The organism is Streptomyces sp. NPDC057249 (genome assembly GCF_042669245.1).
In the GTDB taxonomy this organism is placed as follows: domain Bacteria; phylum Actinomycetota; class Actinomycetes; order Streptomycetales; family Streptomycetaceae; genus Streptomyces.
In genome coordinates, this window is record NZ_JBHUXS010000003.1 from 116,425 (window position 1) to 141,996 (window position 25,572).

Below are 25,572 nucleotides of genomic sequence, written 5' to 3' on the forward strand. Positions count from 1 at the left end.
CTAGGCACTGTGTGTACCCATGGGCCTACCATGAGTGACAGCCGCGGGAGGGGGTTCCGGCGACACGGCATCATGGATCGCGATAGCGTCGCCGGGCCGAGAACCGAAGACGTACCGCATGGCTCCGGGCGCTCTTCCCGGAACCTCGAATGAGTTTGTGCCACCTTGGAGGTGAGGGTGTCCCAGATCGCAGGCGAGCCCGGGAATCAGGACTTCGTAGAGGTCCGGCTGCCCGCTGCGGGTGCCTACCTGTCGGTGCTGCGGACGGCCACGGCCGGTCTCGCAGCACGCTTGGACTTCACTCTCGACGAGATCGAGGACCTTCGCATCGCGGTGGACGAGGCGTGCGCGATCCTGCTCCAGCAGGCCGTGCCCGGTTCCGTCCTGAGCTGCGTCTTCCGCCTCATCGACGATTCACTCGAGGTGACGGTCGCGGCCCCGACCACCGACGGCCGCGCCCCGGAGCGTGACACCTTCGCCTGGACGGTGCTCTCCGCGCTGGCCGGGAAGGTCGACTCCTCGGTCGCCGACGACCGTACGGTCAGCATCAGCCTGTACAAACAGCGCGGCGCGGGACCCGGGCCGGCGTGAGCAACGGGAACGGGGACGGTCCGGTGCGGGACGAGACGATCCGACCAGGGGTGGTGCGTGCGGCGGGCATCCCGGATCAGCAGGCCCTGCCTCATCCGGTGGACGGGGCGGAGCTGCCCCGTGCGGTGGACGGGGCGGACGGGCCCGCCGGCATTACGGTCGCGGTGGAGCAGTCGCAGGCGGAGCGGGCAGGCCACATGAGCGAGCACGGGCACCACGATCCAAACGACCGCAGCGGGGCGCGGGCGTTGTTCATCGAGCTGGGCAAGCTCCCCGACGGTTCGCCGGAGCGGGCCGAGCTGCGCAACCGGCTGGTGCGGATGCACCTGCCGCTGGTGGAGCACCTGGCCCGCCGCTTCCGCAACCGCGGGGAGCCGCTGGACGACCTGACCCAGGTCGCCACGATCGGGCTGATCAAGTCCGTCGACCGGTTCGACCCGGAGCGGGGCGTCGAGTTCTCGACGTACGCGACGCCCACGGTCGTCGGGGAGATCAAGCGCCATTTCCGCGACAAGGGCTGGGCGGTGCGGGTGCCGCGCCGTCTCCAGGAGCTGCGGCTCTCGCTGACCTCGGCGACCGCGGAGCTCTCCCAGCTGCACGGCCGTTCGCCCACGGTGCACGAGCTGGCGGAGCGGCTGGGGATCTCCGAGGAGGAGGTCCTGGAGGGTCTGGAGTCGGCCAACGCGTACAGCACGCTCTCGCTGGACGTGCCGGACACGGACGACGAGTCGCCGGCCGTGGCGGACACGCTGGGTTCCGAGGACGAGGCGCTGGAGGGCGTGGAGTACCGGGAGTCGCTGAAGCCGCTCCTGGAGGACCTGCCGCCGCGGGAGAAGCGGATTCTGCTGCTTCGGTTCTTCGGCAACATGACCCAGTCGCAGATCGCGCAGGAGGTCGGCATCTCGCAGATGCACGTCTCGCGGCTGCTGGCCCGCACCCTGGCGCAGCTGCGCGAGCGGCTGCTCGTGGAGGAGTAGCGGGCGCGGTGACGCGGAGGAGGCCGCCGGATCGTCTCCGGCGGCCTCCTCGTGCGTGCGGTGAGCCGTCAGGCGTCCTCGGGGTCCGCGTCGGGCGTGCTGCCCGGCCTGCGGATACCGAGGGCCTCGATGGTGGCGGGCCTGACCAGCTGGTAGAGCGCGGTCAGCGCGACCGCCGCGAGCACGATCCCGGCCGGGATCAGCACGCCGTGGGAGCGCAGCAGCGTCCAGGCCACCGGCAGCGCGATGATCTGCGTGATGAGCGCGGGGCCCCGGCTCCAGCTGCGGCGGCGCAGCAGGCCGCGGGCGGCGAAGAGCGGGATCAGGCCGAGCGCGATGACGGTCAGCCCGCCCATCTCGGCCTGCTCGGGGCTGTCGGGCCGGCCCAGCAGGCCCATCACCAGCATGGAGATCCCGCCGATGACGAGGGCGGCGCCTTCGAGGCCGCTGATCGCGGCCACCAGCGTGATCCTGGCCGGCTTCGCCGGCTCGGCCAGGGGCGAGGGCGCGTTCTGCTGAGTACTCACCCTTGCAGGTTGGCATCCCGGCCCCGGCGAAGGAAAGCCGGGGTGGCGCGCGCCACCGCCGCGCCCCCGCGCCGTCACGGAGCGTGAGGGCCTGCGGGCAGGACTTCGGGGGTGTACCTCGCGGTAGGTAGGCTGGCAGTCATGCGCGCACTTCTTGTGGTCAATCCAGCCGCCACCACCACCAGTGCGCGGACCCGTGACGTGCTGATCCACGCGCTGGCGAGCGAGATGAAGCTGGAGGCCGTCTCCACGGAGTACCGCGGGCACGCCCGCGACCTGGGGCGGCGGGCCGCCGACAGCGACGACATCGACCTCGTGGTGGCGCTCGGCGGCGACGGCACGGTCAACGAGGTCGTCAACGGCCTGCTGCACCGGGGCCCCGACCTGGACAACCTGCCGAAGCTGGCCGTGGTGCCCGGCGGCTCCACCAACGTCTTCGCGCGGGCCCTCGGACTGCCCAACGACGCGGTGGAGGCGACCGGCGCCATTCTGGACGCGCTGGCGAACCGTACCGAACGCACGGTCGGCCTGGGCCTCGCGGCGGGGACGCCGGGCACGGAGGACGAATCCGTTCCGGAGCGCTGGTTCACCTTCTGCGCCGGCCTCGGATTCGACGCCGGGGTGGTCGGGCGGGTCGAACAGCAGCGGGAGCGCGGCAAGCGTTCGACCCATGCCCTGTACGTGCGCCAGGTGGTCCGGCAATTCCTGGAGGAGCCGCACCGGAGACAGGGCGTGATAACGCTCGACGTGCCCGGCGAGGAGCCGGTCACCGATCTGGCGCTTTCCATAATCTGCAACACGTCCCCCTGGACGTACCTGGGGAACCGGCCGGTGTACGCGGCCCCGAAGGCGTCCTTCGACACCGCTCTGGACGTGCTGGGCCTGCGGAAACTGTCCACGGCGGCGGTCAGCCGCTACGCCACCCAGCTGCTCACGTCGAGCCCGGAGAAGGGCCCCCGGGGCAAGCACGCGGTTTCACGGCACGACCTCACGGACTTCACCTTGCATTCAAAGGTGCCACTGCCCTTCCAGATGGACGGTGACCACCTCGGGGTGCGTACAAGTGTGACGTTCACAGGCGTACGCCGTGCACTGCGTGTGATTGTGTGAGTGGAAGGGACCAAAGTCCTTTAACTCGAACGTTTGGACTGGCTTCCACCCTCTAGAAGTACGGCTGTGACCTAGCCGACACCGAGGAATCAAAAAAAACTTTCCTGAAGGGGTTGTATCCGTCGCCGAGGTTTGCGAATCTCTACATGGCGATCGGGACGGCCCGCAACAACGGCCTCCACTGAGAGCCAGAACCCCTCCTCACTTCACAGGACCACAACCAGTTCTTCTGGGCGTCGGGCCTCCACCTGCGGGGGGATTCGTGAAAGCGTTCACATTCACAAGCCACAGTACGTAACACCAAGGAGAGGTAGCAGCCATGGACTGGCGTCACAACGCCGTTTGTCGTGAGGAAGACCCGGAGCTGTTCTTCCCCATCGGCAACACCGGTCCTGCGCTGCTGCAGATCGAGGAAGCCAAGGCCGTCTGCCGTCGCTGCCCCGTCATGGAGCAGTGCCTGCAGTGGGCGCTCGAGTCCGGCCAGGACTCCGGCGTCTGGGGTGGCCTCAGCGAGGACGAGCGCCGCGCAATGAAGCGCCGCGCCGCTCGCAACCGGGCGCGCAACGCCAGCGCCTGACCGACGCCACCGCTACGAACCTCAGCGCAGGCGGCGCGTGCAGCGCGTACGCACCACCCCGCCCCCCGAGTCGCAGCGCGCAGTACCCCCGAAGCGCATGCTTGACCGAAGAGCCCGGACCGTTCACGAACGGTCCGGGCTCTTCGGTGTGTACGGGCCCGCTACTTCTCGCTGCGGACCGGGATGTCCAGGACGACCTGGGTCCCGCGCTCGGGTGCCGGCACCATGCCGAACGAGCCGCCGAGCTCGCCCTCGACCAGGGTGCGGACGATCTGGAGGCCGAGGTTGCCGGCCCTCTGCGGGTCGAACCCCTCGGGCAGACCGCAGCCGTCGTCCTGGACGGTGATGAGCAGCCGCCCCTCGGTGGGCGAGCCGCCCCGGACCGCCGAGACCTCGACGGTGCCGGACTCCGCGACGGAGAAGGCGTGTTCCAGGGCGTTCTGCAGGACCTCGGTGAGGACCATCGAGAGCGGTGTCGCCACCTCGGCGTCGAGTATCCCGAAGCGTCCCGTGCGGCGGCAGGTCACCTTGCCCGGCGAGATCTCCGCGACCATGGCGATCACCCGGTCGGCGATGTCGTCGAACTCCACCCGCTCGTCCAGGTTCTGGGACAGCGTCTCGTGCACGATCGCGATCGAACCGACGCGCCGCACCGCCTCGTTGAGCGCTTCGCGGCCCTGCGGGGAGTCCATTCGGCGGGCCTGGAGGCGCAACAGGGCGGCGACTGTCTGGAGGTTGTTCTTCACCCGGTGGTGGATCTCCCGGATGGTGGCGTCCTTGGTGATCAACTCGCGCTCGCGGCGGCGCAGTTCCGTCACGTCGCGCAGGAGGACCAGCGACCCGATGCGGACCCCCTTGGGCTTGAGCGGGATCGCGCGCAGCTGGATCACCCCGCCTGCGCACTCCACCTCGAACTCACGGGGCGCGTAACCGCTGGCCATCTTGACCAGGGCCTCGTCCACGGGGCCCCGGGACGGGGCGAGTTCGGCGGTGATCTGGCCGAGGTGCTGGCCGACGAGGTCGGAGGCGAGGCCGAGGCGGTGGTACGCGGAGAGGCCGTTGGGGCTGGCGTACTGGACGACCCCGTCGGCGTCCAGCCGGACGAGGCCGTCGCCGACGCGCGGGGACGCGTCCATGTCGACCTGCTGGCCCGGGAAGGGGAAGGCCCCGGCGGCGATCATCTGGGCCAGGTCCGATGCGGACTGGAGGTAGGTCAGCTCCAGCCGGGACGGGGTGCGGACGGTGAGGAGGTTGGTGTTGCGCGCGATCACGCCGAGCACCCGGCCCTCGCGGCGTACGGGGATCGACTCGACCCGTACCGGCACCTCCTCGCGCCACTCCGGGTCGCCCTCGCGCACGATCCGCCCCTCGTCCAGGGCGGCGTCGAGCAGGGGGCGGCGGCCACGCGGGACCAGGTGGCCGACCATGTCGTCCTGATAGGAGGTCGGGCCGGTGTTGGGCCGCATCTGCGCGACGGAGACGTACCGCGTACCGTCGCGGGTGGGGACCCACAGGACGAGGTCGGCGAAGGAGAGGTCGGAGAGCAACTGCCACTCCGAGACCAGCAGGTGGAGCCACTCGAGGTCGGTGTCACTCAGGGCGGTGTGCTGGCGTACGAGGTCGTTCATGGAGGGCACGTGTGCGAGCGTACCCGTGGATGCGCGGCGGTCCGAACCGGAAGCGCCGCCCGTACGTGGGGTTGACCGGGGGCTGCATCGGCACCGCGCATGGATGGACACGGCCCAGTGGTCTAGTCCACAATGCTTGAGATGGAACCTCCGCTCTCCCCGCACAGGAGAGCGGACCGAGGTACCTGCGCTCTCTGCCCTGACTGCGCCGGTGCCTCTCCCCCGGCCGGGGGCACCGCACACCGCCGGCCGGACCGGCCGCCCGCGAGGGCGGCCCTGCTCCGGGCTGCGGTGCTGGTCGGGCTGAGGGTCCCGGCCCGGCGCCGCGGCCCGCGGGTTCTTCCGGGGCCTCCCGGATCTCAGCGGGTCTCGGTGACCTTCGCGAGCGCGCGCGGCGCGTCCGGGTCCTGTCCGCGGGCGATCGTCACCTCGTACGCCAGCATCTGGAGCGGCAGGATCTCCAGGACCGGCTGGAGCTCCTCGGGGACTCCGGCGGTCGGTAGCACGAACCCCGCGGACGCCGCCGCCACCTGGGCCGCCGGCCCGACGACGAAGAGGTCGGCGCCCCGGCCGCGCAGCCGGTCCAGGACGGGCTGGAGCGCCTCGCCGCCCCGGCCGTCGGTCACCACGGCGATGACCGGCGAGATGTTGTCGACCATCGCGAGGGGGCCGTGCAGCAGGTCGGCGCCGGAGTACGAGAGGGCGGGGATGTAGCTCGTCTCCATGAGCTTCAGGGCGGCTTCCTTGGCGGTGGGGTAGCCGTACCCGCGCGAGGTGATGACCATGCGCTCGGCAAACCGGTAGCGCGAGGCCAGGGCCCGCACCTCGTCCTTGCGGGCCAGCACCTCCTCCGCGAGGTCCGGCAGGACGCCGGCCGCCGCCCCGTCGCCGCCGCGCAGCCCCTCGACGAACAGGTACAGCGCGAGCAGGGACGCGGTGTACGTCTTGGTGGCCGGCAGCGCCTTCTCGGGCCCGGCCAGGATGTCGATGTGGTACTCGGAGACGGCCGCGAGCGGTGAGTCCGGGTTGTTGGTCACCGCCAGGGTGATCGCACCCGCCTCCCGGGCCGCCTTGGTCGACGCCACCAGGTCGGGCGAGCCGCCGGACTGGCTGACCGTGATCACCAGGACGTCGCGGAGGTCCGGCTTCGCCCCGTACGCCGTGGTGGTGGACATCGAGGCCAGCCCGCAGGGCAGCCCCAGCGTGATCTCCAGCAGGTACTTCGCGTACAGCGCGGCGTTGTCGGAGGTGCCGCGGGCGGTGAGCAGGACGAAGCGGGGATTCCTCGCCGCGATCCGCCCGGCGGTCTCGCGGACGGCGGGCGCGCCGCGCTCCAGGATGCGGCGGAGCATCGCGGGCTGCTCGGCCATCTCGCCGGACATGATGCGGCCGGGCCGCTCGCCGTCACCGGCCGGGTACGTGGCGGACATGTGGGTGCCTCCCGGGTCGCGCGATGCCTCGACCCAGTCGAACACGGGGCGCGCGGGGACCGCCAGCGGGCGGCGGCCGGTGGGGCGCGTCCGAGTGCCGGTACGGACACCTCGGGGCAGGGTGAGTCTGCTAGATTGGAACCTTGATTGGTCTATACCACATACCGTCACTCTCGATCGGATCGGCAGGCCCCGCGTGGAAGTTGTCATCGTCCCGGACGCCAAGGCAGGCGGCGAACTGATCGCGGGGGCCATCGGCACCCTGCTCGGCCGCAAGCCCGACGCCCTTCTCGGCGTTGCCACCGGCTCTACCCCGCTGCCCATCTACCAGGCCCTGGCGGACCTGGTCCGCTCCGGTGCCGTGGACGCCTCGCGCGCCCGCGTCTGCCAGCTGGACGAGTACGTCGGACTGCCGGCGGGCCACCCGGAGTCGTACCGCTCCGTGGTGCTCCGCGAGGTGGTCGAACCGCTCGGGCTCTCCGAGGCCGCGTTCATGGGCCCCGACGGCTCCGCCGAGGACATCCAGGCGGCCTGCGAGGCGTACGACAGGGCACTGGCCGAGGCCGGCGGCGTCGATCTCCAGCTGCTGGGCATCGGCACGGACGGGCACATCGGCTTCAACGAGCCCTGCTCCTCGCTCGCCTCCCGCACCCGGATCAAGACGCTCACCGAGCAGACCCGGGTCGACAACGCGCGCTTCTTCGACAACGACATCGACCAGGTGCCGCACCACGTCATCACCCAGGGCATCGGCACGATCCTGGAGGCCCGCCACCCGATCCTGCTCGCGACGGGCGAGGGCAAGGCGGACGCGGTGGCCGCGACCGTCGAGGGGCCGGTCGCCTCGGTCGTGCCCGCCTCGGCGCTCCAGCTGCACCCGCACGCGACCGTGGTCGTGGACGAGGCGGCGGCGTCGAAGCTGAAGCTGGCGGACTACTTCCGCGCGACGTACGCGGCGAAGCCGGCCTGGCAGGGGCTGTAGTTCCGCACGCGAGAGGGCCGGGACACCGTGGTGGTGTCCCGGCCCTCTCGCGTGCGCGGGTTACGCGGAGGCCGCGATGATCTCCGCCGCCGCCCGGCCGCAGACGCGGGCGGCACCGTGCGTCACGATGTGCAGGGCTCCCCGGGGTCCGGCCTGGGGGACGCCCATCTCGACCACGATCGTGTCCGGACGGGCCGCGAGCAGCGCGTCCAGGGCCTCGCCCATCCACGCGTGGCGGTGCGCGTCGCGGACCACGGCGACGATGCGCCGCTCCCCCGCCGCCCGCAGCGCGGCCTCGGCCGGGGCCTCGGAGTCGCCGTCGTAGGTGCCGGTCTCCGTGCCCGGGACGAGCCGGGTCAGCTCGGCCGCGAGGCCCCAGGGGGTCTCGTCGCCGACCGCGATGTTCGCGACCGGGGTGAAGGCGGCCACGTACGCCGGGCCGGTGAGCGGTGCGGTCTCGCCGGTCACCTTCACCGCGCGGCGGGCGGCGACCAGGCCGATGTCCGAGGCGATGCCGGTGCTCTGCGCGGTGCCGGGCGCGGTCCCCTCCTGTGCTGCCGCGCCCGGCTCCCGTACAGCCCCCCTGGCCTCCCGCGTCCAGGACGCGAGGGCCCGTACCCGTGCGGCGGCGTCGGCGAGCCGCTCCTCGGGAAGTTCGCCGGAGCGCACCGCCGCGACCAGCGCGTCGCGCAGCCGCAGGACGGTGCTGTCGTCGTCGAGACCGCCGCCGACGCAGAGCGCGTCGGCACCGGCCGCGACGGCGAGGACGGAGCCGCGCTCGATCCCGTACGTCGAGGCGATGGCCTGCATCTCCACGGCGTCGGTCACGATGAGGCCCTGGTACCCCAGCTCCTCGCGCAGCAGACCGGTGAGGATCTGGGGGCTGAGGGTGGCCGGGCGGTGCGGGTCGAGAGCGGGCAGCAGGATGTGCGCGCTCATCACCGACTTGGAGCCGGCCGCGATGGCCGCCCGGAACGGGACGAGCTCCCGGGCGTGCAGGGTCTCCAGGTCGACGTCGATGCGGGGCAGCGCGTGGTGCGAGTCGACCGCGGTGTCGCCGTGCCCGGGGAAGTGCTTGGTGCAGGCGGCGACACCGGCGGCCTGGAGGCCCTCGACGTACGCGGCCGTGTGCCGGGCCACCAGGTGCGGGTCGGCGCCGAAGGAGCGGACGCCGATGACGGGGTTGCCCGGGTTGGAGTTGACGTCCGCAGACGGGGCCCAGTTGAGGTTGACCCCGCAGTCGGCGAGCCGGCGGCCCAGCTCGTGGGCGACGGCCCGGGTCAGCTCGGTGTCGTCCACCGCGCCGAGCGCCAGGTTGCCGGGGAACGACGAGCCGTGCCGCACCTCGAGACGGGTGACGTCGCCGCCCTCCTCGTCGATGGCGACGAGCACGTCGTCCCGCTCGGCCCTGAGCTGGGCGGTGAGTGCGGCGAGCTGCTCGGGCGTCTCGATGTTGCGGCCGAACAGGCCGACGGAGGAGAGCCCTTCGCCGACCCGGCGCAGCAGCCACTCCGGCGCCGTGGTGCCGGTGAAGCCGGGCTGGAGCACGGCGAGGGCGTCACGGGTGAGGGTGTCCGTGGTGGAGGTGAGGGTGGTCATGGGGCGGCGTTATCCCTTCACGGCGCCGGAGGTGAGCCCCGCGGCCATCTTCTTCTGCACGAACATGAAGAAGATGACGACCGGAAGAGCGATCATGGTGGACGCCGCCATCAGGGCGCCGTAGTCCGTACCGCGCTCACTGGTGAACGTCATCAGCCACACGTTGAGCGTGTACTTGGAGTTGTCGTTGATCAGGATGTAGGCGAAGAGGTACTCGTTCCACGCGTTCACCAGCGCGAAGATCGACGCGGCGGCGAGGCCGGGCGCGAGCAGCGGCAGGATCACCCGGCGGAAGGCGCCGAAGCGGGTGCAGCCGTCCACCATGGCGGACTCCTCCAGCTCCACCGGGATGTTCACCACGAAGCCGCGGATCATGATCGTCGCGAACGGCAGCGTGGAGACCAGGTAGACGACGATCAGGCTCCAGTACTCGTCGATGCCGCCCATGGCGTTCAGCTGGGCGTAGATCGGGATGAGCATCGCCGTGGGCGGCAGCATCTGGACCAGGATCAGGATCAGGACCAGGGCCTTGCGGCCGAAGAAGCGGAACCGGCCGATGGCCAGGGCCGCCAGGGTGGCGATGACCATGCCGCCGACGACGGCGGTGATCGAGACGATCAGGCTGGACTGGACCGCGGTGCCGAAGTTCGGCTGGTCCACGGCCTTGACGAAGTTGTCGAAGGTGATCGACGAGGGCCAGAGGGTCTGGTCGTACGAGCGGATCTCGCGGCTCGGCCGCAGCGCGCTGATCACCAGCCAGTAGACCGGGAAGACCATGACCAGGGCGATGCCGAGGCCGAGGATGTTCAGGCCGACCCGGGTCTTCTTGCGGTCCGGGCGCAGGACCTGGGGTGTGTCGGTCGTGGTGCTCATTCGACCTCTCCCGTCTTCATGAGCTGGCGCAGGTAGTACACGGCCACCGCGGACAGCAGGATCACCGTGATCAGGGCGATCGCGGTGCCCTGGCTGAAGGAGGTGGACTCGAAGGCCTTGGAGTAGGAGTAGAGGCCGAGGGTCTCGTACTCCGGTTCGGGCTTGCTGCCGCGCAGCAGCCAGATCTGGCCGAAGACGTTGAAGTCCCAGATCACCGACAGCGTGGAGACCATGCTGAAGACCGGCTTGATGACCGGCCAGGTCACGTAGCGGAAGATGCCGAAGTTGGTGGCGCCGTCGAGCGAGGCGGCCTCCTCCAGCTCCTGCGGGACCTGGGTGAGGGCGGCGTACAGCGTGACGACGACGAAGGGGATGGCGCCCCAGACGACCAGCAGCGTGATGATCGCGAAGCCCTGGACCGGGTCGAGGTACCAGTTGTGGCCGAGCCAGTCCTCGCCCACGACCTTCGCGATGAGGGTGTTGATGAGGCCGTAGTCGGAGTCGGCCATGAACCGGAAGATGGAGGCGGCGACCATCAGCGGCATCGACCAGGCGGCGATCAGGCAGAAGGTCAGGATCAGCCGCACCCAGTTGGACAGCCGGCGCATCAGCAGGGCGATCAGCAGACCGATGCCCATGGTCAGCGTCACGCAGACGGCCATGAAGACGACGGTGCGGAAGGTCACCCACCAGAACTCGGAGTCACCGAGGATGTTGGTGAACTGGTCGAAGCCGACCCAGGGTGCGGGATCACCGGTCCACAGCTCGCGCCGGCCCATGTCCTGGAAGGACATGATGACGGTCTTGACGAGCGGGTAGAGGTAGACGGCGGCGATCGCCACGATCGCCGGGAGGATCAGGAAGTAGGGCAGCAGTTCGCCCTTCTTCCGCTTCCTCTTCTGCTTCAGGGGAGCGGTGCCGCCCTCATCGGACAGCGGGCTCCCGTCCGCCTTGGGATCACGTGGTACGGGGACCGGTGGCCCGGCGGCCTTGGTATCGGCGGCAGTCACGTGGCTGACCTTCCATCGCGGGTCCGAGGCAGCCCCCGGATAACACGGCGTTCTTGAGCTAAAGCGAGCGGGGGCCGCGGCGCAATGCCGGGCCCCCGCCTGGCGATCGGAAGACTTAGGCCTTCTTGTTGATCAGTGCGTCGATCTCGCTGTCGGCCTTCTTGGTGGCGTCGGCGACGGACGTGCCCTTGAGGATCTTCAGGAGCATGTTCTCCAGAATCTCCTCCTTCTCGATGGAGGCCCAGCCCGGCGCGATCGGCGTGAACCAGGCGTCCGGCACCGCGTTGGCGATGGCGGCCGTCTCGGGCTTGGCCTTCAGCGGCTCAAGCTGCTTCTCGTTGTTCGGGAGGATGTTCTTCGACGCGAGGACGTCCATGGACTTCGCGTTGGTGAAGAGGGAGATCCACTCCTGGCCGAGGTCCTGGACCTTGGACTTGGAGATGGTGGCGAGGTCGGAGCCGCCGATGAAGGAGGGGAGCGCCTTGCCGTTCGGGCCGGGCATACCGGCCGTGGCGATCTTGCCCTCGAGCTTCGGGTTGCCGTTCTCACCCGTGGTGACGCTGCCGGCCTCCCAGGCCTGGCCGTAGATGACCGCGGCCTTCTCGTTGGCCATGACGTTGGCGTGGTCCTGCTCGTCCTTCGTCTGGTCGGCCTTGTTGTACTTCTTGACCAGGTCGACGAAGTGCTGGATGCCCTTCTGCGCCTCGGGGGTGGAGAGGCTGGCCTTCCACTCCTTCGAGCCCTCGTCGTACTTGGCGATCTGGCCGCCCTCGGCCGCGACGTACGACATGGCGGCGTACCAGTAACGGCCCGGGTAGTACAGGGACGAGGCGCGCTTGTCCTTCTTCGCGAGCTCGGCCTGGACCTTGTCCATCGCCTTGAGGAACTCGTCCTCGTTCTGCGGGAGGGCGTCGCTGCCGGTGCCGGCCTTCAGCATGTCCTTGTTGTAGACCGCCAGACGGGCACTGGCGTAGTAAGGAACGCAGTAGATCTTGCCCTCGTAGGAGCAGGTGTCCTTCAGGCCCTTGATCCAGGTGTCCGAGTTCTCGTACTTGGAGGGGTCGATCTCGCCGAGCGCACCGTTGAGGATGTACTGCATGGTCTCGGTGTTGCCGAGTTCGACAACGTCCGGGAACTTGTCGCCACCGAGGGAGGTGTCGAGCTTCTTGACCTTGTCAGCCCAGCCCTGGTACTGGATCTTGACGTTGACGTTCGGGTACTTCTTCTTGAACTGGGCGTTGACGTCCTTGACCAGTTCGGGCCAGGTCGACTGGGCCTCGCCCATGAGCCAGACAGTCAGGTCTTCCTTGCGGTCCTTCGGGTCCTTCGAGGACGTCTTGTCGTCCGAACCACACGCCGCGATGGAAACCAACATGCCCGCGACGCCGATCGCCGCGATGAGCTTGCGCTTCACGCCACCCTCCTCAGGGATGCTGCAACCCCCTCCCCACCGCGCGAAAACGTCGACGAGTACCTCTGGGGCTGGGACCTGGTCTTTAATGGTTTAGACCAGTACCGGGAGCTTGGCCTAGACCTTTAGGGGTGTCAAGGGTGTATAAGAAGTGCACTCGCGTCCGTTATAGGACCGACACCTGAGGGAGGGCGACGAGCCGTGACCGGACCGTGCCACCATGTGAGCCGCGACAGACGGAGGAGCCGGTGACGGCAGCAACGCAGCAGTCGGGAAGGCGGGCCATGGGCGCCGACGGGGGCAGTTCGGAGAACGAGACGGGTGCGGGCGCCGGGACGCGCACCGCGCGCGTACCGAAGTACTACCGGCTGAAGCGACATCTCCTCGACATGACGGACACCATGCCGCCGGGCACCCCGGTCCCCCCGGAACGGACCCTGGCCGCCGAGTTCGACACCTCGCGCACCACCGTGCGCCAGGCGCTCCAGGAACTGGTCGTCGAGGGCCGGCTGGAACGCATCCAGGGCAAGGGCACCTTCGTCGCCAAGCCGAAGGTCTCCCAGGCCCTGCAACTCACCTCGTACACCGAGGACATGCGCGCCCAGGGGCTCGAACCGACGTCGCAGCTCCTGGACATCGGCTACGTCACCGCCGACGACACCCTCGCCGGGCTGCTCGACATCAGCGCCGGCGGCCGGGTCCTGCGCATCGAGCGCCTGCGCCTGGCGAGCGGCGAGCCGATGGCCATCGAGACCACGCACCTTTCGGCCAAGCGCTTTCCCGCGCTGCGCCGTTCACTGGTCAAGTACACCTCGCTCTACACCGCGCTTTCCGAGGTGTACGACGTCCGGCTGGCCGAGGCCGAGGAGACGATCGAGACCTCCCTGGCCACGCCGCGCGAGGCGGGGCTGCTCGGTACCGACGTGGGCCTGCCGATGCTGATGCTCTCCCGGCACTCGCTGGACGAGCAGGGCGAACCGGTCGAGTGGGTCCGCTCGGTCTACCGCGGCGACCGCTACAAGTTCGTGGCCCGCCTGAAGCGGCCGCTGGACTGACCCACCGTACGCACGTACCCCCGAACGGCCCCCGGTCCCGCCTCCGGGGGCCGTTCGGCGCTTCCCGAGGGCCGGCTTGGCCTGGACCAGCTCCCGGACGATTGCCGCCATTCCGGCCATCCGGCCGGTCCGTGGCGACCGTTGCCGGACCGCAATGCGGACGGGGGGTGACGGTGGCCGGATCTCTCGCCTAGATTTCCTGCGCATTACAGGTGATCAGCGAGGGGACGGAGTCGCCGCCATGGCGGAAGAACCAGAAGGAAAGCCACCCACCGTCACACCGTTGCGGGTGGTCATCGCCCTGTGCCTCATCGCGCCGTTCGTGGCGATGCTCTGGGTGAGTTCTTATTCGAAGATAGACCCGACCTTCATCGGTATCCCGTTCTTCTACTGGTACCAGATGCTCTGGGTGCTGATCTCCACCGCGCTCACGATGATCGCGTACAAGCTGTGGCAGCGTGACCAGCGCGCCCGCAAGGGGGGTGCGTCGGCATGAAGGACGGCGTGAACGGCGTCGCGCTCGGCATCTTCATCTTCTTCTTCCTGGCCGTCACGGTCATGGGCTTCCTGGCCGCTCGCTGGCGCAGGGCCGAGAACGAGGCCACCCTGGACGAATGGGGCCTGGGCGGACGCTCGTTCGGCACCTGGGTCACCTGGTTCCTGCTCGGCGGCGACCTCTACACCGCGTACACCTTCGTCGCCGTGCCCGCGGCGATCTACGCGGCCGGCGCGTCCGGCTTCTTCGCGGTGCCGTACACCATCCTGGTGTACCCGCTGATCTTCACCTTCCTGCCGCGCCTGTGGTCGGTCTCGCACAAGCACGGGTACGTCACCACCTCGGACTTCGTCCGCGGCCGGTTCGGCTCGAAGGGGCTTTCGCTGGCCGTCGCGGTCACCGGCATCCTCGCCACCATGCCGTACATCGCGCTCCAGCTCGTCGGCATCCAGGCGGTGCTGGACGTGATGGGCGTCGGCGGCGGCGAGAACACCAACTGGTTCGTCAAGGACCTGCCGCTGCTGATCGCGTTCGCGGTGCTGGCCGCGTACACGTACTCCTCGGGGCTGCGGGCGCCCGCGCTGATCGCGTTCGTCAAGGACGGGCTGATCTACCTGGTCATCGCCGTGGCGATCATCTACATCCCGATCAAGCTGGGCGGCTTCGACGACATCTTCGCCTCCGCCCAGGACAAGTTCACTCAAGCGGGCGCGGGCGGCCTCGCGCCGGCGGCGGCCGGCCACTGGGGTTATGCCACCCTGGCGCTCGGGTCCGCACTCGCGCTGTTCATGTACCCGCACTCGATCACGGCGACGCTCTCCAGCCGCAGCCGTGAGGTGATCCGCCGCAACACCACCATCCTGCCGCTGTACTCGCTGATGCTGGGCCTGCTCGCGCTGCTCGGCTTCATGGCGATCGCCGCCGGCGTCAAGGTGCAGAACGGCCAGCTGGCCATCCCGCAGCTGTTCGAGAACATGTTCCCCGACTGGTTCGCGGGGGTGGCGTTCGCCGCGATCGGCATCGGCGCCCTGGTGCCGGCCGCGATCATGTCCATCGCCGCGGCGAACCTGTTCACGCGCAACATCTACAAGGACTTCCTGAAGCCGGACGCGACGCCCGAGCAGGAGACCAAGGTCTCCAAGCTGGTCTCGCTGCTGGTCAAGGTCGGCGCGCTCGCCTTCGTCCTCACCATGGACAAGACCGTCGCGATCAACTTCCAGCTGCTGGGCGGCATCTGGATTCTCCAGACGATGCCGGCCCTGGTCGGTGGCCTGTTCACCCGGTGGTTCCACCGCTGGGCGCTGATCGCCGGCTGGGCGGCCGGCATGATCTACGGGACGGCTGCCGCGTACGGGGTCGCGAGCCCGACGCAGAAGCACTTCGGCGGGTCCTCCAAGGAGATCCCCGGCCTCGGCGAGATCGGCTACATCGGCCTGACCGCCTTCGTGCTGAACGTCGTGGTCGTCGTCGTCCTCACCTTCGTCCTGAACGCCGTGAAGGCACCCGTCGGAATCGACGAGACCTCCCCGGGCGACTACACCGCGGACGCGGGCGACCCGGGTGTCCAGGAGAAGCTGCCGCCGGCCACGGCGGGGGCGCCGGGCGGTCACTGACCGCACACTTTCCCACCACGCGACACAACATGTGGGGGCCGCCCGACAGGGCGGCCCCCACATGTATGCTCATGCTCGCTGTCGCCGCAGGGGAATCCGGTGCGAATCCGGAACTGTCCCGCAACGGTGTATCCGGTGCGCTTTCGCGCACCCGTGGAGTCCGAGGACCTGCCGACAGCGCATCCGGCTCGACCGAACCGGATGCCCAGACGTCCGGGCCTCGTGGATGGGCCGGTGGACGCCGCACGGAGTGCCGCCCTGCCCGGGCCCGCTCCTGCCCGGCTGCCCCGCTCCCCGCCGGCCCAGAGCCGAGCGAGGGAGAGCACCACGTGACCATCGCGCCAGCCGATCCGGCTTCAGCGGCCGCATCAACGGGGACCGCGAGCGACGGACCGGGCACCGCACTGCTGCGGACCCTGACCGACCTCACCGCCGATCTGCCCGACACCGATCCCGGACGCGTCGCCGCCGCCGCCCTGCGCGGCCGCAACGCCCGGTCGGACGAGGCGGAGCTGCGCTCACTGGCCACCGAGGCCGCGGCGGGCCTCATCTCCGAGGACCCCGCGTACTCCCGGCTCGCCGCCCGCCTGCTCACCCGGTCCGTCGCGGACGAGGCCGCGGGCCAGGGCGCCACCTCGTTCTCCGCGTCCGTCGCCGTGGGCCACCGGGAGGGCCTGATCGCGGACCGCACCGCCGAGTTCGTCACGCTGCACGCGGCGGCCCTGGACGCCCTGGTCGAGCGGTCCCTCGCGGACGGGGCCGACGACCGCTTCGGCTACTTCGGACTGCGCACCCTGCACAGCCGCTACCTGCTGCGCCACCCGATCACCCGCCAGGTCATCGAGACCCCCCAGCACTTCATGCTCCGGGTCGCCGCCGGGCTCGCCGAGGACACCTCCGAGCGGGCGCTGGACGAGGTCGCGGCGCTGTACGGGCTGATGAGCCGGCTGGACTACCTGCCGTCCTCGCCGACGCTCTTCAACTCCGGCACCCGCCACCCGCAGATGTCGTCCTGCTACCTGCTCGACTCGCCGCTGGACGAGCTGGACTCGATCTACGACCGCTACCACCAGGTGGCCCGCCTGTCGAAGCACGCGGGCGGCATCGGCCTCTCGTACTCCCGCGTCCGCGCCCGGGGCTCCCTGATCCGGGGCACCAACGGGCACTCCAACGGCATCGTGCCGTTCCTCAAGACGCTGGACGCCTCCGTCGCGGCCGTGAACCAGGGCGGCCGGCGCAAGGGTGCCGCCGCGGTCTACCTGGAGACCTGGCACGCGGACATCGAGGAGTTCCTGGAGCTCCGCGACAACACGGGCGAGGACCAGCGGCGCACGCACAACCTGAACCTGGCGCACTGGATTCCGGACGAGTTCATGCGCCGCGTCGACGCGGATTCCACCTGGTCGCTGTTCTCCCCGGCGGACGTGCCGGAGCTCGTCGACCTGTGGGGCGACGCGTTCGACGCCGCGTACCGGGCGGCCGAGGCGAAGGGCCTGGCCCGCAGGACCATGCCGGCCCGCGAGCTGTACGGCCGGATGATGCGCACCCTGGCGCAGACCGGTCAGGGCTGGATGACGTTCAAGGACGCCTCGAACCGCACGGCGAACCAGACCGCCGAGCCGGGCAGGGTCGTGCACTCCTCGAACCTCTGCACCGAGATCCTGGAGGTCACCGACGACGGCGAGACGGCCGTCTGCAACCTCGGCTCGGTCAACCTGGGCGCGTTCGTCAAGGGCTCCTCGATCGACTGGGAGCGGCTGGACGCCACCGTGCGCACCGCGGTGACCTTCCTCGACCGGGTCGTGGACATCAACTTCTACCCGACCGAGCAGGCCGGCCGGTCCAACGCCCGCTGGCGGCCGGTCGGCCTGGGCGCCATGGGCCTCCAGGACGTCTTCTTCCAGCTCCGGCTGCCCTTCGACTCCCCGGAGGCCCGGGCGCTCTCGACCCGGATCGCGGAGCGCATCATGCTCGCCGCCTACGAGGCGTCCTGCGACCTCGCGGAGCGGTCGGGGCCGCTGCCCGCCTGGTCCGAGACCCGGGCCGCGCGCGGGGTGCTGCACCCGGACCACTACGACGCGGAGCCGGCCTGGCCGGAGCGCTGGGAGGCGCTGCGGGCCCGGATCGCGAAGACCGGGATGCGCAACTCGCTGCTTCTGGCGATCGCCCCGACGGCGACGATCGCCTCGATCGCGGGCGTCTACGAGTGCATCGAGCCCCAGGTCTCGAACCTCTTCAAGCGGGAGACCCTGAGCGGTGAGTTCCTCCAGGTCAACGGCTATCTGGTGGACGAGCTGAAGCGGCTCGGCGTGTGGGACGCGCGGACGCGTGAGGCGCTGCGCGAGTCGAACGGCTCGGTGCAGGGCTTCGCCTGGATTCCGGCGGACGTGCGGGCGCTGTACCGCACGGCGTGGGAGATCCCGCAGCGCGGCCTGATCGACATGGCGGCGGCGCGTACGCCGTTCCTCGACCAGAGCCAGTCGCTCAACCTGTTCCTGGAGACGCCGACCATCGGGAAGCTCTCCTCGATGTACGCGTACGCCTGGAAGCAGGGCCTGAAGACGACGTACTACCTGCGCTCCCGCCCGGCGACCCGGATCGCCCGCGCCGCGTCCGCCGCCCCCGTCCCCGTACAGCAGGCGCAGGCTCCCGACGCGGACGCCGTCGCCTGCTCCCTGGAGAACCCCGAGTCCTGCGAGGCATGCCAGTGATGAGCACCACCCCCACCGAGAAGAACCTGCTCGACCCGGGCTTCGAGCTGACCCTGAGGCCCATGCGCTACCCGGACTTCTACGAGCGCTACCGGGACGCGATCAAGAACACCTGGCACGTGGAGGAGGTCGACCTCCACTCGGACGTGGCGGACCTCGCGAAGATGACGCCCGCCGAGCAGCACCTGATCGGGCGGCTGGTCGCGTTCTTCGCGACCGGTGACTCGATCGTCGCCAACAACCTGGTGCTGACGCTGTACAAGCACATCAACTCCCCCGAGGCGCGGCTGTACCTGTCGCGGCAGCTGTTCGAGGAGGCCGTGCACGTCCAGTTCTATCTGACGCTGCTCGACACCTATCTGCCCGACCCGGACGACCGCGCGGCGGCGTTCGCGGCGGTGGAGAACATCCCCTCGATCCGCGAGAAGGCGCAGTTCTGCTTCCGGTGGATGGACTCGGTGGAGAAGATCGACCGGCTGGAGTCGAAGGCGGACCGCCGCCGCTTCCTGCTGAACCTGATCTGCTTCGCGGCGTGCATCGAGGGGCTGTTCTTCTACGGCGCGTTCGCGTACGTGTACTGGTTCCGCTCGCGCGGGCTGCTGCACGGTCTCGCCACGGGGACCAACTGGGTCTTCCGGGACGAGACCATGCACATGAACTTCGCGTTCGAGGTCGTGGACACGGTCCGCAAGGAGGAGCCGGACCTCTTCGACGACGCCCTCCGCCAGCAGGTCACCGACATGCTGAAGGAGGCCGTCGAGGCGGAGCTGCAGTTCGGCCGCGACCTGTGCGGCGACGGGCTGCCCGGCATGAACACCGAGTCGATGCGCGAGTACCTGGAGTGCGTCGCGGATCAGCGGCTCACCCGGCTGGGCTTCCCGGCGGTGTACGGCTCGCAGAACCCGTTCTCGTTCATGGAGCTCCAGGGGGTGCAGGAGCTCACGAACTTCTTCGAGCGCCGCCCCTCGGCGTACCAGGTGGCCGTCGAGGGCACGGTCGCCTTCGACGACGACTTCTAGATCCTCGCCCAGCTCCTGACGTACGGACGCCGTGCGGCCGCCACCGGCCGCGCGGCGTCCGCCGTTCGGGGTGGACGTGTGCTGCGGTCCTGTTCCGCTTCGCGCAGCTCGCGGTCGATGCGGCGCTCGCGGGCGGCACCGATCAGCGCGGGCAGCAGGACGAGGGCGAAAAGTGCGGAAATGCCGAGGAAGTTCAGGAATGTGTTCATGCCTCTACTGTCCTCGTTCCGCCGGGGAACCGGCAGTGGCAGGACTGCCATAGGGCATCGAATTACTGCCACACTGGGTCCATGCTGAACAACGTCGCCGCCCTGATGCTCGATGACGTCCACCCCTTCGAACTCGGTGTGCTCTGCGAGGTGTTCGGCCTCGACCGCAGCGACGAGGGCCTGCCGGTGCACGATTTCGCGGTGGTCTCCGGCGAGGGCCCCCAGCTGAGGACCCACGCCGGCTTCACGATCAACACCCCGTACGGCCTCGACCGGCTGGAGGAGGCCGACCTCGTCGCCGTACCGGCCGGCAGCCGCTTCGGGGAGCGCGAGTTCCCCGAGGAGGTCCTGGCCGCCCTGCGGCGGGCCGTGGAACGGGGGGCCCGGGTGCTCAGCGTCTGCTCGGGGGCGTACCTCCTGGGCGCCGCCGGGCTGCTGGACGGCCGCCGCTGCACCACGCACTGGCGGCACGCCGACGACCTGGCCCGCCGCTTCCCCGGGGCCGCCGTCGAGCCGGACGTGCTGTACGTGGAGGACGGGCCGGTCACCACCTCGGCGGGGACGGCGGCGGGGATCGACGCCTGCCTGCACCTGGTCCGCCAGGCGTACGGGCCCGCCGCCGCCAACACCATCGCCCGCCGGATGGTGGTGCCGCCGCACCGGGACGGCGGGCAGGCGCAGTACATCCAGCGGCCACTGCCGCGCACCCGGTGCGACACGGTGGGCGACACGCTGGCCTGGATGGAGCGCCACCTCGACCGCGAGATGACCGTCGAACAGCTCGCCGACCGGGCGCACATGTCGCCGCGCACCTTCGCCCGCCGCTTCCAGCAGGAGACCGGGACCACTCCGTACCGCTGGCTGCTGCGCCAGCGCGTCCTGCTGGCCCAGCATCTGCTGGAGACATCCGACGAAACCATCGACACCATCGCCGACCGGACCGGCTTCGGGACGGCGGCGGCACTGCGCCACCAGTTCGTACGGGCGCTGGACACCACGCCGCAGGCGTACCGGCGCACCTTCCGGGGCCCTTCCGTCGTCGCCGAGGCGGCCTGAGGGCCGCCGGGCACATCCGATCATTCGTCCAACCGATCGCGCGACCTGTCCATGGACCGGCCCTTCCCGCGCGCGTCAGGGTCGATGCCATGGACATGCAGAAGGCAAGACGAAGGACCGTCGGGGCCGTGGTGGCCGCGCTCGCCGCCACCCTGCTCCCCTGGCAGACCGCCTCGGCCGGGGAGGCCCCGGCGACGGCCTCCCCGCCGGAGGTGCTGCCCTCGCTGCGCGCATGGCAGCCGGGCAGCGGCGAGTTCGTCCTCACCGGCCGGGCCAGGATCGTGCTGGACGGGGTGCGCGAGCGGCGTACGGCGGACGACGCGGCCCGGTTCGCCGGTGAGCTGGAAGGCGGCCGGCAGGTGTCCCGGGGCCGGGCGCGCGCCGGTGACATCGTGCTGCGCCAGGACGCCTCGCTGAAGGGCTCGCTCGGGGCGGAGGGCTACCGGCTGGAGGTCGGCGACCGGGTCACGGTCACGGCGGCCACCTCGGCGGGCGTGTTCTACGGCTCGCGCACGGTGCTGCAACTGCTGAACGACGACGGGCGGGCCGCGCGCGGCTCGGCCACCGACGTGCCCGCGTACCGGGAACGCGGGGTCGGGGTCTGCGCCTGCTACATCAACGTGTCGCTGCCCTGGTTCGAGCGGCTGATGAAGGACATGGCGTCCCAGAAGCTCAACCAGCTCTGGATCGAGGCGAAGGTCAGGAGCGACACGGACCCGGAGTCGGCGTTCTGGGGCTACTACACCAAGCCGCAGATCCGCACGCTGGCCGCGACGGCGAGGAAGTACCACATCGATCTGGTGCCGGAGATCAACTCCCCCGGCCACATGGACCCCTACCTGAAGAACCACCCGGAGTTCCAGCTCAAGGACAGGAACGGCGTCGCCTCCCCGCCCCGCCTGGACATCTCGCGGCCCGAGGCGCTGACGTACTACACCTCACTGGTCGACGAGGCCCTGGACGTCTGGGGCACCGACACCTGGCACATGGGCGCCGACGAGTACATGCTCGGCTCCTCCTACCCGGACTATCCGCAGATCCAGGCGGCGGCGACCGCGAAGTTCGGCGCCTCGGCCACCCCCGACGACCTGTTCGTGGACTTCATCAACCAGGTGAACGCCCATGTGAAGGAGCGGGGCCGCTCGCTGCGCATCTGGAACGACGGGCTCCTGGGCCGCAACACGCTCGTCCCGCTGGACCGTGACATCACCGTCGAGCACTGGCTCGGCGGCGGCGCCATCCAGCAGCCGTCCGCCCTGCTCGGCGAGGGCCGCCCGGTGATGAACTCCGCCTACGCGCTGTACCTGGTGCGCGGCGGCTACACCACCAGGACCCAGCAGCTGTACGAGAGCGACTGGACGCCCCTGCGCTTCGAGGGCCAGACGCTCCCCGCCGCGGCCGCGAACCTGACCGGCGCGAAGATCAGCCTGTGGCCGGACAGCGCGGCGGCCGAGACCGAGAACGAGGTCGAGGCGAAGACCTTCATGCCGCTGCGGTTCATCGCCCAGGCCACCTGGGGCGGCCCGAAGCCCAGCCCGACGTACGCCGGTTTCGAGGCCATGGCCCGCCGCATCGGGCACGCCCCCGGCTGGGCGAACACCGACCGCACCCCGCTGGCCGACGGCACCTACCGGCTGACGTCCGGCGCGAAGGCACTGGCCCCGGCCGCGGACTCCGGTGTCGCCCTGGTCGAGCGCTCGAAGGCGGCCTGGACGCTCACCGCGACCGCCGACGGCTACTACACGGTCCGCTCGGCGGACGGGCTGTGCCTGGACGCGGTGCGCGGCGAGAAGTACCTGGGCGCCCCGCTGGAGGTGGGCGCCGAACTGTCGCTCGGGGCCTGCTCGGCGGGCTCGCGCACCCAGCGCTGGCAGCTGGACGCCGGCCACGGGGCGTTCGTCCTGCGCAACGCGATCTCGCAGCTGCGGCTGACCGAGCGCCGGGCGGACGGGGCGGCGGTGCAGACGACGGGCGGCACGCCGCTGCGGGCCGGGGCGTAGGCACACGTGTGGGGCCCGCCGACGACCGGCGGGCCCCACCGGGTGGATCAGATACCGCAGTTGGGCGCCGACCAGTAGTGGCTGGGGCCCTGGTTCACGTGGACGTGGTCGTTGTGGTCCGGGTAGCCCGGGCCGAGAATCCCGTTGAACCCGTGGTAGCGGGCCTCCTTGGCGAGGGTGCAGAAGGCGATCCCGCCGAGGTCGGCCGCGTCACCGTACAGATGGCGGCTGTTCGAGGCACCGCCGACGGCGCTGTTGCAGGACGTCGAGCGGAACCCGCTGTTGATGTTGATGGGCCGGTCGCCGAGCGCGTGGCGCAACGCCTCCAGCTTCCACATGGTGCTCAGCGCGTTGGCCTTCGCCGTGGCCGCCGATACCGCGCCGCCCGACCAGGTGCTGTTGCAGCGGTTCATCTCGGCGTACGTGAAGTGTGCCGGGGTGCAGTCGTTGTCCTGGAGTGCGTAGATCTTGGCCTGGGTGTCGGGGCCCGCGATGCCGTCGGCGGCCAGCCCGTAAGCGGCCTGGAAGCGCTTGACGGCGGCGGTGGTGGCGGGGCCGTACGAGCCGTCGATGGCCAGGACCGAGTTGTAGCCGGGGTATCCGGCGACCCGGATCTGGAGTTGTTTCACGTCGCTGCCGGTGGCGCCCGGCCTCAGGGTGCGGGTCCAGGAGTAGCAGCCGTCGGCGTGCGCGGTGCCGGCGGTGACCACGGCACCACCCCATGCGAACGCCATGGTCATGACAAGGCTGAGCAGGAGTCGTGCGGAACGTCTGATCACGGGGGCTCCCAACCACTGTCGAAGGTGTGGTGCACGAGCCTGTCGGATGAGACGGCGCCCGTCAACTACGCGTGTAGAAACGGTGGTTGACGGAAAGGCGAACGCGGCGCGGGACGGGCCCGCGCCGCGTTCGCCGCACCGGATCAGTCGTTCGGGACGACCTCGTAGCGCGGGGTGTTCTCCGCCATCTGCCGCAGCGCGTCCTTGCGCTCGCGCTTGGAGAGCCGGTCGATGTACAGGTAGCCGTACAGGTGGTCCGTCTCGTGCTGGAGGCAGCGCGCGAAGTAACCCGTGCCGCGCACCCGCACCGGGTTGCCCTTCGCGTCCTGGCCACGCACCACCGCGTAGTCCGGGCGGGCCAGCTTGGCGTACGCCGTCGGCACGGAGAGGCAGCCCTCGCCGGAGTCGTCCAGGACGCGCGCCTCGGGCGGCAGCTCCTCCAGGACCGGGTTGCAGATGGCGCCGACGTGCCGCACGCCCTCGTCGTCGGGGCAGTCGTAGACGAAGACCTTGAGGTCGACGCCGATCTGGTTGGCGGCCAGGCCGACGCCCTCCGCCGTGCGCTGGCTCGCGAACATGTCGTCGATCAGCGCGGCCAGCTCGTCGCCGAACTCCGTGACGTCCTTGCACTCCTTGTGCAGGACTGGGTTGCCCACGACCGTGATCGGACGGGAGGTGCCGCGCTCGCGGTGTGCCGTCTCGCGCGCCTCACAGTCCTCGGTGTCGATGAGGAAGCCCTCCTCGTCGACGCTGACCTGCTCGTCCGTCTCCTGCTGCGCCATGTCCGCCGTACGCCTTCCTCAAAACCCGAATCGGTGCGCCCATAGCCTACGGGCACGGGTCAGCAGACTTCTTCGAGATCCCGCCACTCGCGGCTGTCCGGGCTGTCCGCCACCCAGCCGTCCAGCAGCCCGCGCACCAGACCGGCCGGGGCCGCCAGACCGCACTCACGCTCCGGCACCCACAGCTCACCGGCCGTGCGGTGACCGAGCGGGCCCGGGTGGCCCGGCTCGCTGTGGTCGTGCGGGTCCAGGTGCTCGCCGTCGCCCTCGTCGCTCTCCATCCGGCTCTCCGAGCACGACCGGCACAGCAGCCGCACCGACGAGGACCAGTCCTCGGCGGCGAATCCCGCGTCCGAGGCCAGTTGCTCCAGCGCGTCCCGGTCCGCCTCCGTGGCCGCCTCCAGCAGCACCACCCAGGTCGGCACGGGCGACGGGGCCCACAGCTCGATCTCGTCGAACACCGGATAGGAGGGGCCCGCCGCGGTGATCCGCTCGCCGTTCGGCACCCCGTCGTGCAGCACGACCTCGCCCCAGCGCCGCCCGGACGACGGCAGCGGGATCGACAGCACCTCTATGCGGGCCGGGTCGAGACGGCGGCCCCAGACGACCTCGGCCTCGCCCTCCGGCGACAGCCGTACCGCCGCGCTGCCCAGCTCCATGCCGACCGGCTCGCTGCCCGCGGCCGGGGTCTGCTGCCCGCCACCGGGCACCTTCAGGCCGTACGCCTGCCAGGCACGGCGGGCCAGCGGCCAGTCCTGGAGGGCGGTCGCGGCGATGCCCACGTTCCACCAGTCCGGCGCCCCGGACTCCTTGTCGAGCAGGGCCACGGCCCGCAGCCCGGCGGCCCTCGCCTGTTCCCAGTCGTGCCGGAACTTGTGCAGCAGTGCCAGGTTGAACCACGACTCGGAGAGCCAGGGCTCCAGGTCCGCAGCACGCGTCAGCAGCGCCCCCGCGTCCTCGTACCGGCCGTCGCCGATCAGCGTGAACGCGCGGTCCGTGGCCTGCCGCCAAGAGGCGGACGGCCGATGCCGTACCTTCCCGAAGATCCTCACGATTCCCGCCTGTCCCGACTGGACACCCTCGTTCTACCGCTCTCTTCGCATCCAACCATGCCGGGCCGGACGCCCGCTCATTACC

23 protein-coding genes and 1 riboswitch are annotated in these 25,572 nt (G+C 70.3%); of the genes, 12 read left to right on the forward strand and 11 right to left on the reverse strand.

Features of this window, described 5'->3' with window-relative positions:
- The first annotated feature begins 177 nt into the window (after nucleotides 1-177).
- Both ACFUJY_RS07040 and ACFUJY_RS07045 read left to right on the forward strand, forming a co-directional pair.
- Complete coding sequence (locus ACFUJY_RS07040; RefSeq protein WP_018105584.1) at nucleotides 178-591, forward strand: anti-sigma regulatory factor; 414 nt, start codon at nucleotides 178-180, stop codon at nucleotides 589-591.
- Nucleotides 588-1,568, forward strand: a complete 981-nt coding sequence (locus ACFUJY_RS07045; protein WP_383295689.1) for an RNA polymerase sigma factor SigF — start codon at nucleotides 588-590, stop codon at nucleotides 1,566-1,568. Before ACFUJY_RS07040 ends, ACFUJY_RS07045 begins: the two co-directional genes overlap by 4 nt.
- A 68-nt stretch (nucleotides 1,569-1,636) precedes the next feature.
- Here the strand turns inward: ACFUJY_RS07045 and ACFUJY_RS07050 are convergent, their stop codons facing one another.
- Nucleotides 1,637-2,095 carry a hypothetical protein gene (locus tag ACFUJY_RS07050; RefSeq protein ID WP_383295691.1) on the reverse strand — a complete coding sequence of 153 codons (459 nt, stop codon included), beginning with the start codon at nucleotides 2,093-2,095 and terminating at the stop codon, nucleotides 1,637-1,639.
- Between the two features lie 141 nt (nucleotides 2,096-2,236).
- On the opposite strand from ACFUJY_RS07050, the gene ACFUJY_RS07055 reads away from it, so the two are divergent.
- Both ACFUJY_RS07055 and ACFUJY_RS07060 read left to right on the forward strand, forming a co-directional pair.
- A complete protein-coding gene (locus ACFUJY_RS07055; protein WP_383295694.1) occupies nucleotides 2,237-3,205 on the forward strand; it encodes a diacylglycerol/lipid kinase family protein in 969 nt (322 codons plus the stop codon).
- Nucleotides 3,206-3,524: 319 nt separating this feature from the next.
- On the forward strand, nucleotides 3,525-3,782 hold the full coding sequence (locus ACFUJY_RS07060; protein WP_003953983.1) for a WhiB family transcriptional regulator: 258 nt from the start codon (nucleotides 3,525-3,527) through the stop codon (nucleotides 3,780-3,782).
- 161 nt (nucleotides 3,783-3,943) lie between these two features.
- Here the strand turns inward: ACFUJY_RS07060 and ACFUJY_RS07065 are convergent, their stop codons facing one another.
- Entirely contained in the window at nucleotides 3,944-5,410 is a 1,467-nt protein-coding gene (locus ACFUJY_RS07065; RefSeq protein ID WP_383296461.1) for a sensor histidine kinase, read from the reverse strand.
- Nucleotides 5,411-5,769: 359 nt separating this feature from the next.
- Nucleotides 5,770-6,840 carry an SIS domain-containing protein gene (locus ACFUJY_RS07070; RefSeq protein ID WP_383295696.1) on the reverse strand — a complete coding sequence of 357 codons (1,071 nt, stop codon included), beginning with the start codon at nucleotides 6,838-6,840 and terminating at the stop codon, nucleotides 5,770-5,772.
- Nucleotides 6,841-7,036: 196 nt separating this feature from the next.
- Between ACFUJY_RS07070 and nagB the strand changes: the two genes are divergently transcribed.
- The gene (nagB, locus tag ACFUJY_RS07075; RefSeq protein ID WP_383295699.1) at nucleotides 7,037-7,822 is read left to right on the forward strand and encodes a glucosamine-6-phosphate deaminase; all 786 of its coding nucleotides are present in this window, start codon (nucleotides 7,037-7,039) and stop codon (nucleotides 7,820-7,822) included.
- A gap of 60 nt (nucleotides 7,823-7,882) precedes the next feature.
- Here the strand turns inward: nagB and ACFUJY_RS07080 are convergent, their stop codons facing one another.
- From ACFUJY_RS07080 to ACFUJY_RS07095, 4 genes are all read right to left on the reverse strand, one after another.
- Nucleotides 7,883-9,421, reverse strand: coding sequence for a glycoside hydrolase family 3 protein (locus ACFUJY_RS07080; RefSeq protein WP_383295702.1), 1,539 nt, complete (start codon nucleotides 9,419-9,421; stop codon nucleotides 7,883-7,885).
- 9 nt (nucleotides 9,422-9,430) lie between these two features.
- Entirely contained in the window at nucleotides 9,431-10,294 is an 864-nt protein-coding gene (locus ACFUJY_RS07085; RefSeq protein ID WP_383295704.1) for a carbohydrate ABC transporter permease, read from the reverse strand.
- Nucleotides 10,291-11,304, reverse strand: a complete 1,014-nt coding sequence (locus tag ACFUJY_RS07090; protein ID WP_383295706.1) for a carbohydrate ABC transporter permease — start codon at nucleotides 11,302-11,304, stop codon at nucleotides 10,291-10,293. Before ACFUJY_RS07090 ends, ACFUJY_RS07085 begins: the two co-directional genes overlap by 4 nt.
- Before the next feature lie 115 nt (nucleotides 11,305-11,419).
- Nucleotides 11,420-12,718 carry an extracellular solute-binding protein gene (locus ACFUJY_RS07095; RefSeq protein ID WP_383295708.1) on the reverse strand — a complete coding sequence of 433 codons (1,299 nt, stop codon included), beginning with the start codon at nucleotides 12,716-12,718 and terminating at the stop codon, nucleotides 11,420-11,422.
- Between the two features lie 281 nt (nucleotides 12,719-12,999).
- Here ACFUJY_RS07095 and ACFUJY_RS07100 point away from each other — a divergent pair, with 281 nt between their 5' ends.
- The 5 genes from ACFUJY_RS07100 to ACFUJY_RS07120 all read left to right on the forward strand — a co-directional run bounded on the left by ACFUJY_RS07100 (nucleotide 13,000) and on the right by ACFUJY_RS07120 (nucleotide 19,609).
- Nucleotides 13,000-13,770 (forward strand): GntR family transcriptional regulator, encoded by a 771-nt coding sequence (locus ACFUJY_RS07100; RefSeq protein ID WP_018105573.1) that lies wholly within the window; start codon nucleotides 13,000-13,002, stop codon nucleotides 13,768-13,770.
- 241 nt (nucleotides 13,771-14,011) lie between these two features.
- Entirely contained in the window at nucleotides 14,012-14,266 is a 255-nt protein-coding gene (locus ACFUJY_RS07105; RefSeq protein ID WP_383295710.1) for a DUF3311 domain-containing protein, read from the forward strand.
- On the forward strand, nucleotides 14,263-15,879 hold the full coding sequence (gene mctP / locus ACFUJY_RS07110; RefSeq protein ID WP_383295713.1) for a monocarboxylate uptake permease MctP: 1,617 nt from the start codon (nucleotides 14,263-14,265) through the stop codon (nucleotides 15,877-15,879). Before ACFUJY_RS07105 ends, mctP begins: the two co-directional genes overlap by 4 nt.
- 58 nt (nucleotides 15,880-15,937) lie before the next feature.
- Nucleotides 15,938-16,070: riboswitch (cobalamin riboswitch) on the forward strand.
- A gap of 138 nt (nucleotides 16,071-16,208) precedes the next feature.
- Nucleotides 16,209-18,590: a ribonucleoside-diphosphate reductase subunit alpha gene (locus ACFUJY_RS07115; RefSeq protein WP_383295714.1), complete on the forward strand. Its 2,382-nt coding sequence runs from the start codon at nucleotides 16,209-16,211 to the stop codon at nucleotides 18,588-18,590.
- The gene (locus ACFUJY_RS07120; RefSeq protein WP_383295716.1) at nucleotides 18,590-19,609 is read left to right on the forward strand and encodes a ribonucleotide-diphosphate reductase subunit beta; all 1,020 of its coding nucleotides are present in this window, start codon (nucleotides 18,590-18,592) and stop codon (nucleotides 19,607-19,609) included. Before ACFUJY_RS07115 ends, ACFUJY_RS07120 begins: the two co-directional genes overlap by 1 nt.
- On the opposite strand, the gene ACFUJY_RS07125 is transcribed toward ACFUJY_RS07120, so the two are convergent.
- Nucleotides 19,606-19,818 carry a hypothetical protein gene (locus ACFUJY_RS07125; RefSeq protein WP_383295719.1) on the reverse strand — a complete coding sequence of 71 codons (213 nt, stop codon included), beginning with the start codon at nucleotides 19,816-19,818 and terminating at the stop codon, nucleotides 19,606-19,608. The genes ACFUJY_RS07120 and ACFUJY_RS07125 overlap by 4 nt on opposite strands.
- An 81-nt stretch (nucleotides 19,819-19,899) precedes the next feature.
- Here ACFUJY_RS07125 and ACFUJY_RS07130 point away from each other — a divergent pair, with 81 nt between their 5' ends.
- On the forward strand, nucleotides 19,900-20,874 hold the full coding sequence (locus ACFUJY_RS07130; protein ID WP_383295721.1) for a GlxA family transcriptional regulator: 975 nt from the start codon (nucleotides 19,900-19,902) through the stop codon (nucleotides 20,872-20,874).
- A gap of 95 nt (nucleotides 20,875-20,969) precedes the next feature.
- Nucleotides 20,970-22,874: a family 20 glycosylhydrolase gene (locus ACFUJY_RS07135; protein WP_383296465.1), complete on the forward strand. Its 1,905-nt coding sequence runs from the start codon at nucleotides 20,970-20,972 to the stop codon at nucleotides 22,872-22,874.
- Between the two features lie 47 nt (nucleotides 22,875-22,921).
- On the opposite strand, the gene ACFUJY_RS07140 is transcribed toward ACFUJY_RS07135, so the two are convergent.
- From ACFUJY_RS07140 to ACFUJY_RS07150, 3 genes are all read right to left on the reverse strand, one after another.
- The gene (locus ACFUJY_RS07140; RefSeq protein WP_383295723.1) at nucleotides 22,922-23,653 is read right to left on the reverse strand and encodes a D-Ala-D-Ala carboxypeptidase family metallohydrolase; all 732 of its coding nucleotides are present in this window, start codon (nucleotides 23,651-23,653) and stop codon (nucleotides 22,922-22,924) included.
- A 143-nt stretch (nucleotides 23,654-23,796) separates the two neighbouring features.
- Nucleotides 23,797-24,435, reverse strand: a complete 639-nt coding sequence (def, locus tag ACFUJY_RS07145; protein WP_073964049.1) for a peptide deformylase — start codon at nucleotides 24,433-24,435, stop codon at nucleotides 23,797-23,799.
- A 59-nt stretch (nucleotides 24,436-24,494) separates the two neighbouring features.
- A complete protein-coding gene (locus tag ACFUJY_RS07150) occupies nucleotides 24,495-25,487 on the reverse strand; it encodes a hypothetical protein (RefSeq protein ID WP_018549909.1) in 993 nt (330 codons plus the stop codon).
- Nucleotides 25,488-25,572: the final 85 nt, after the last annotated feature.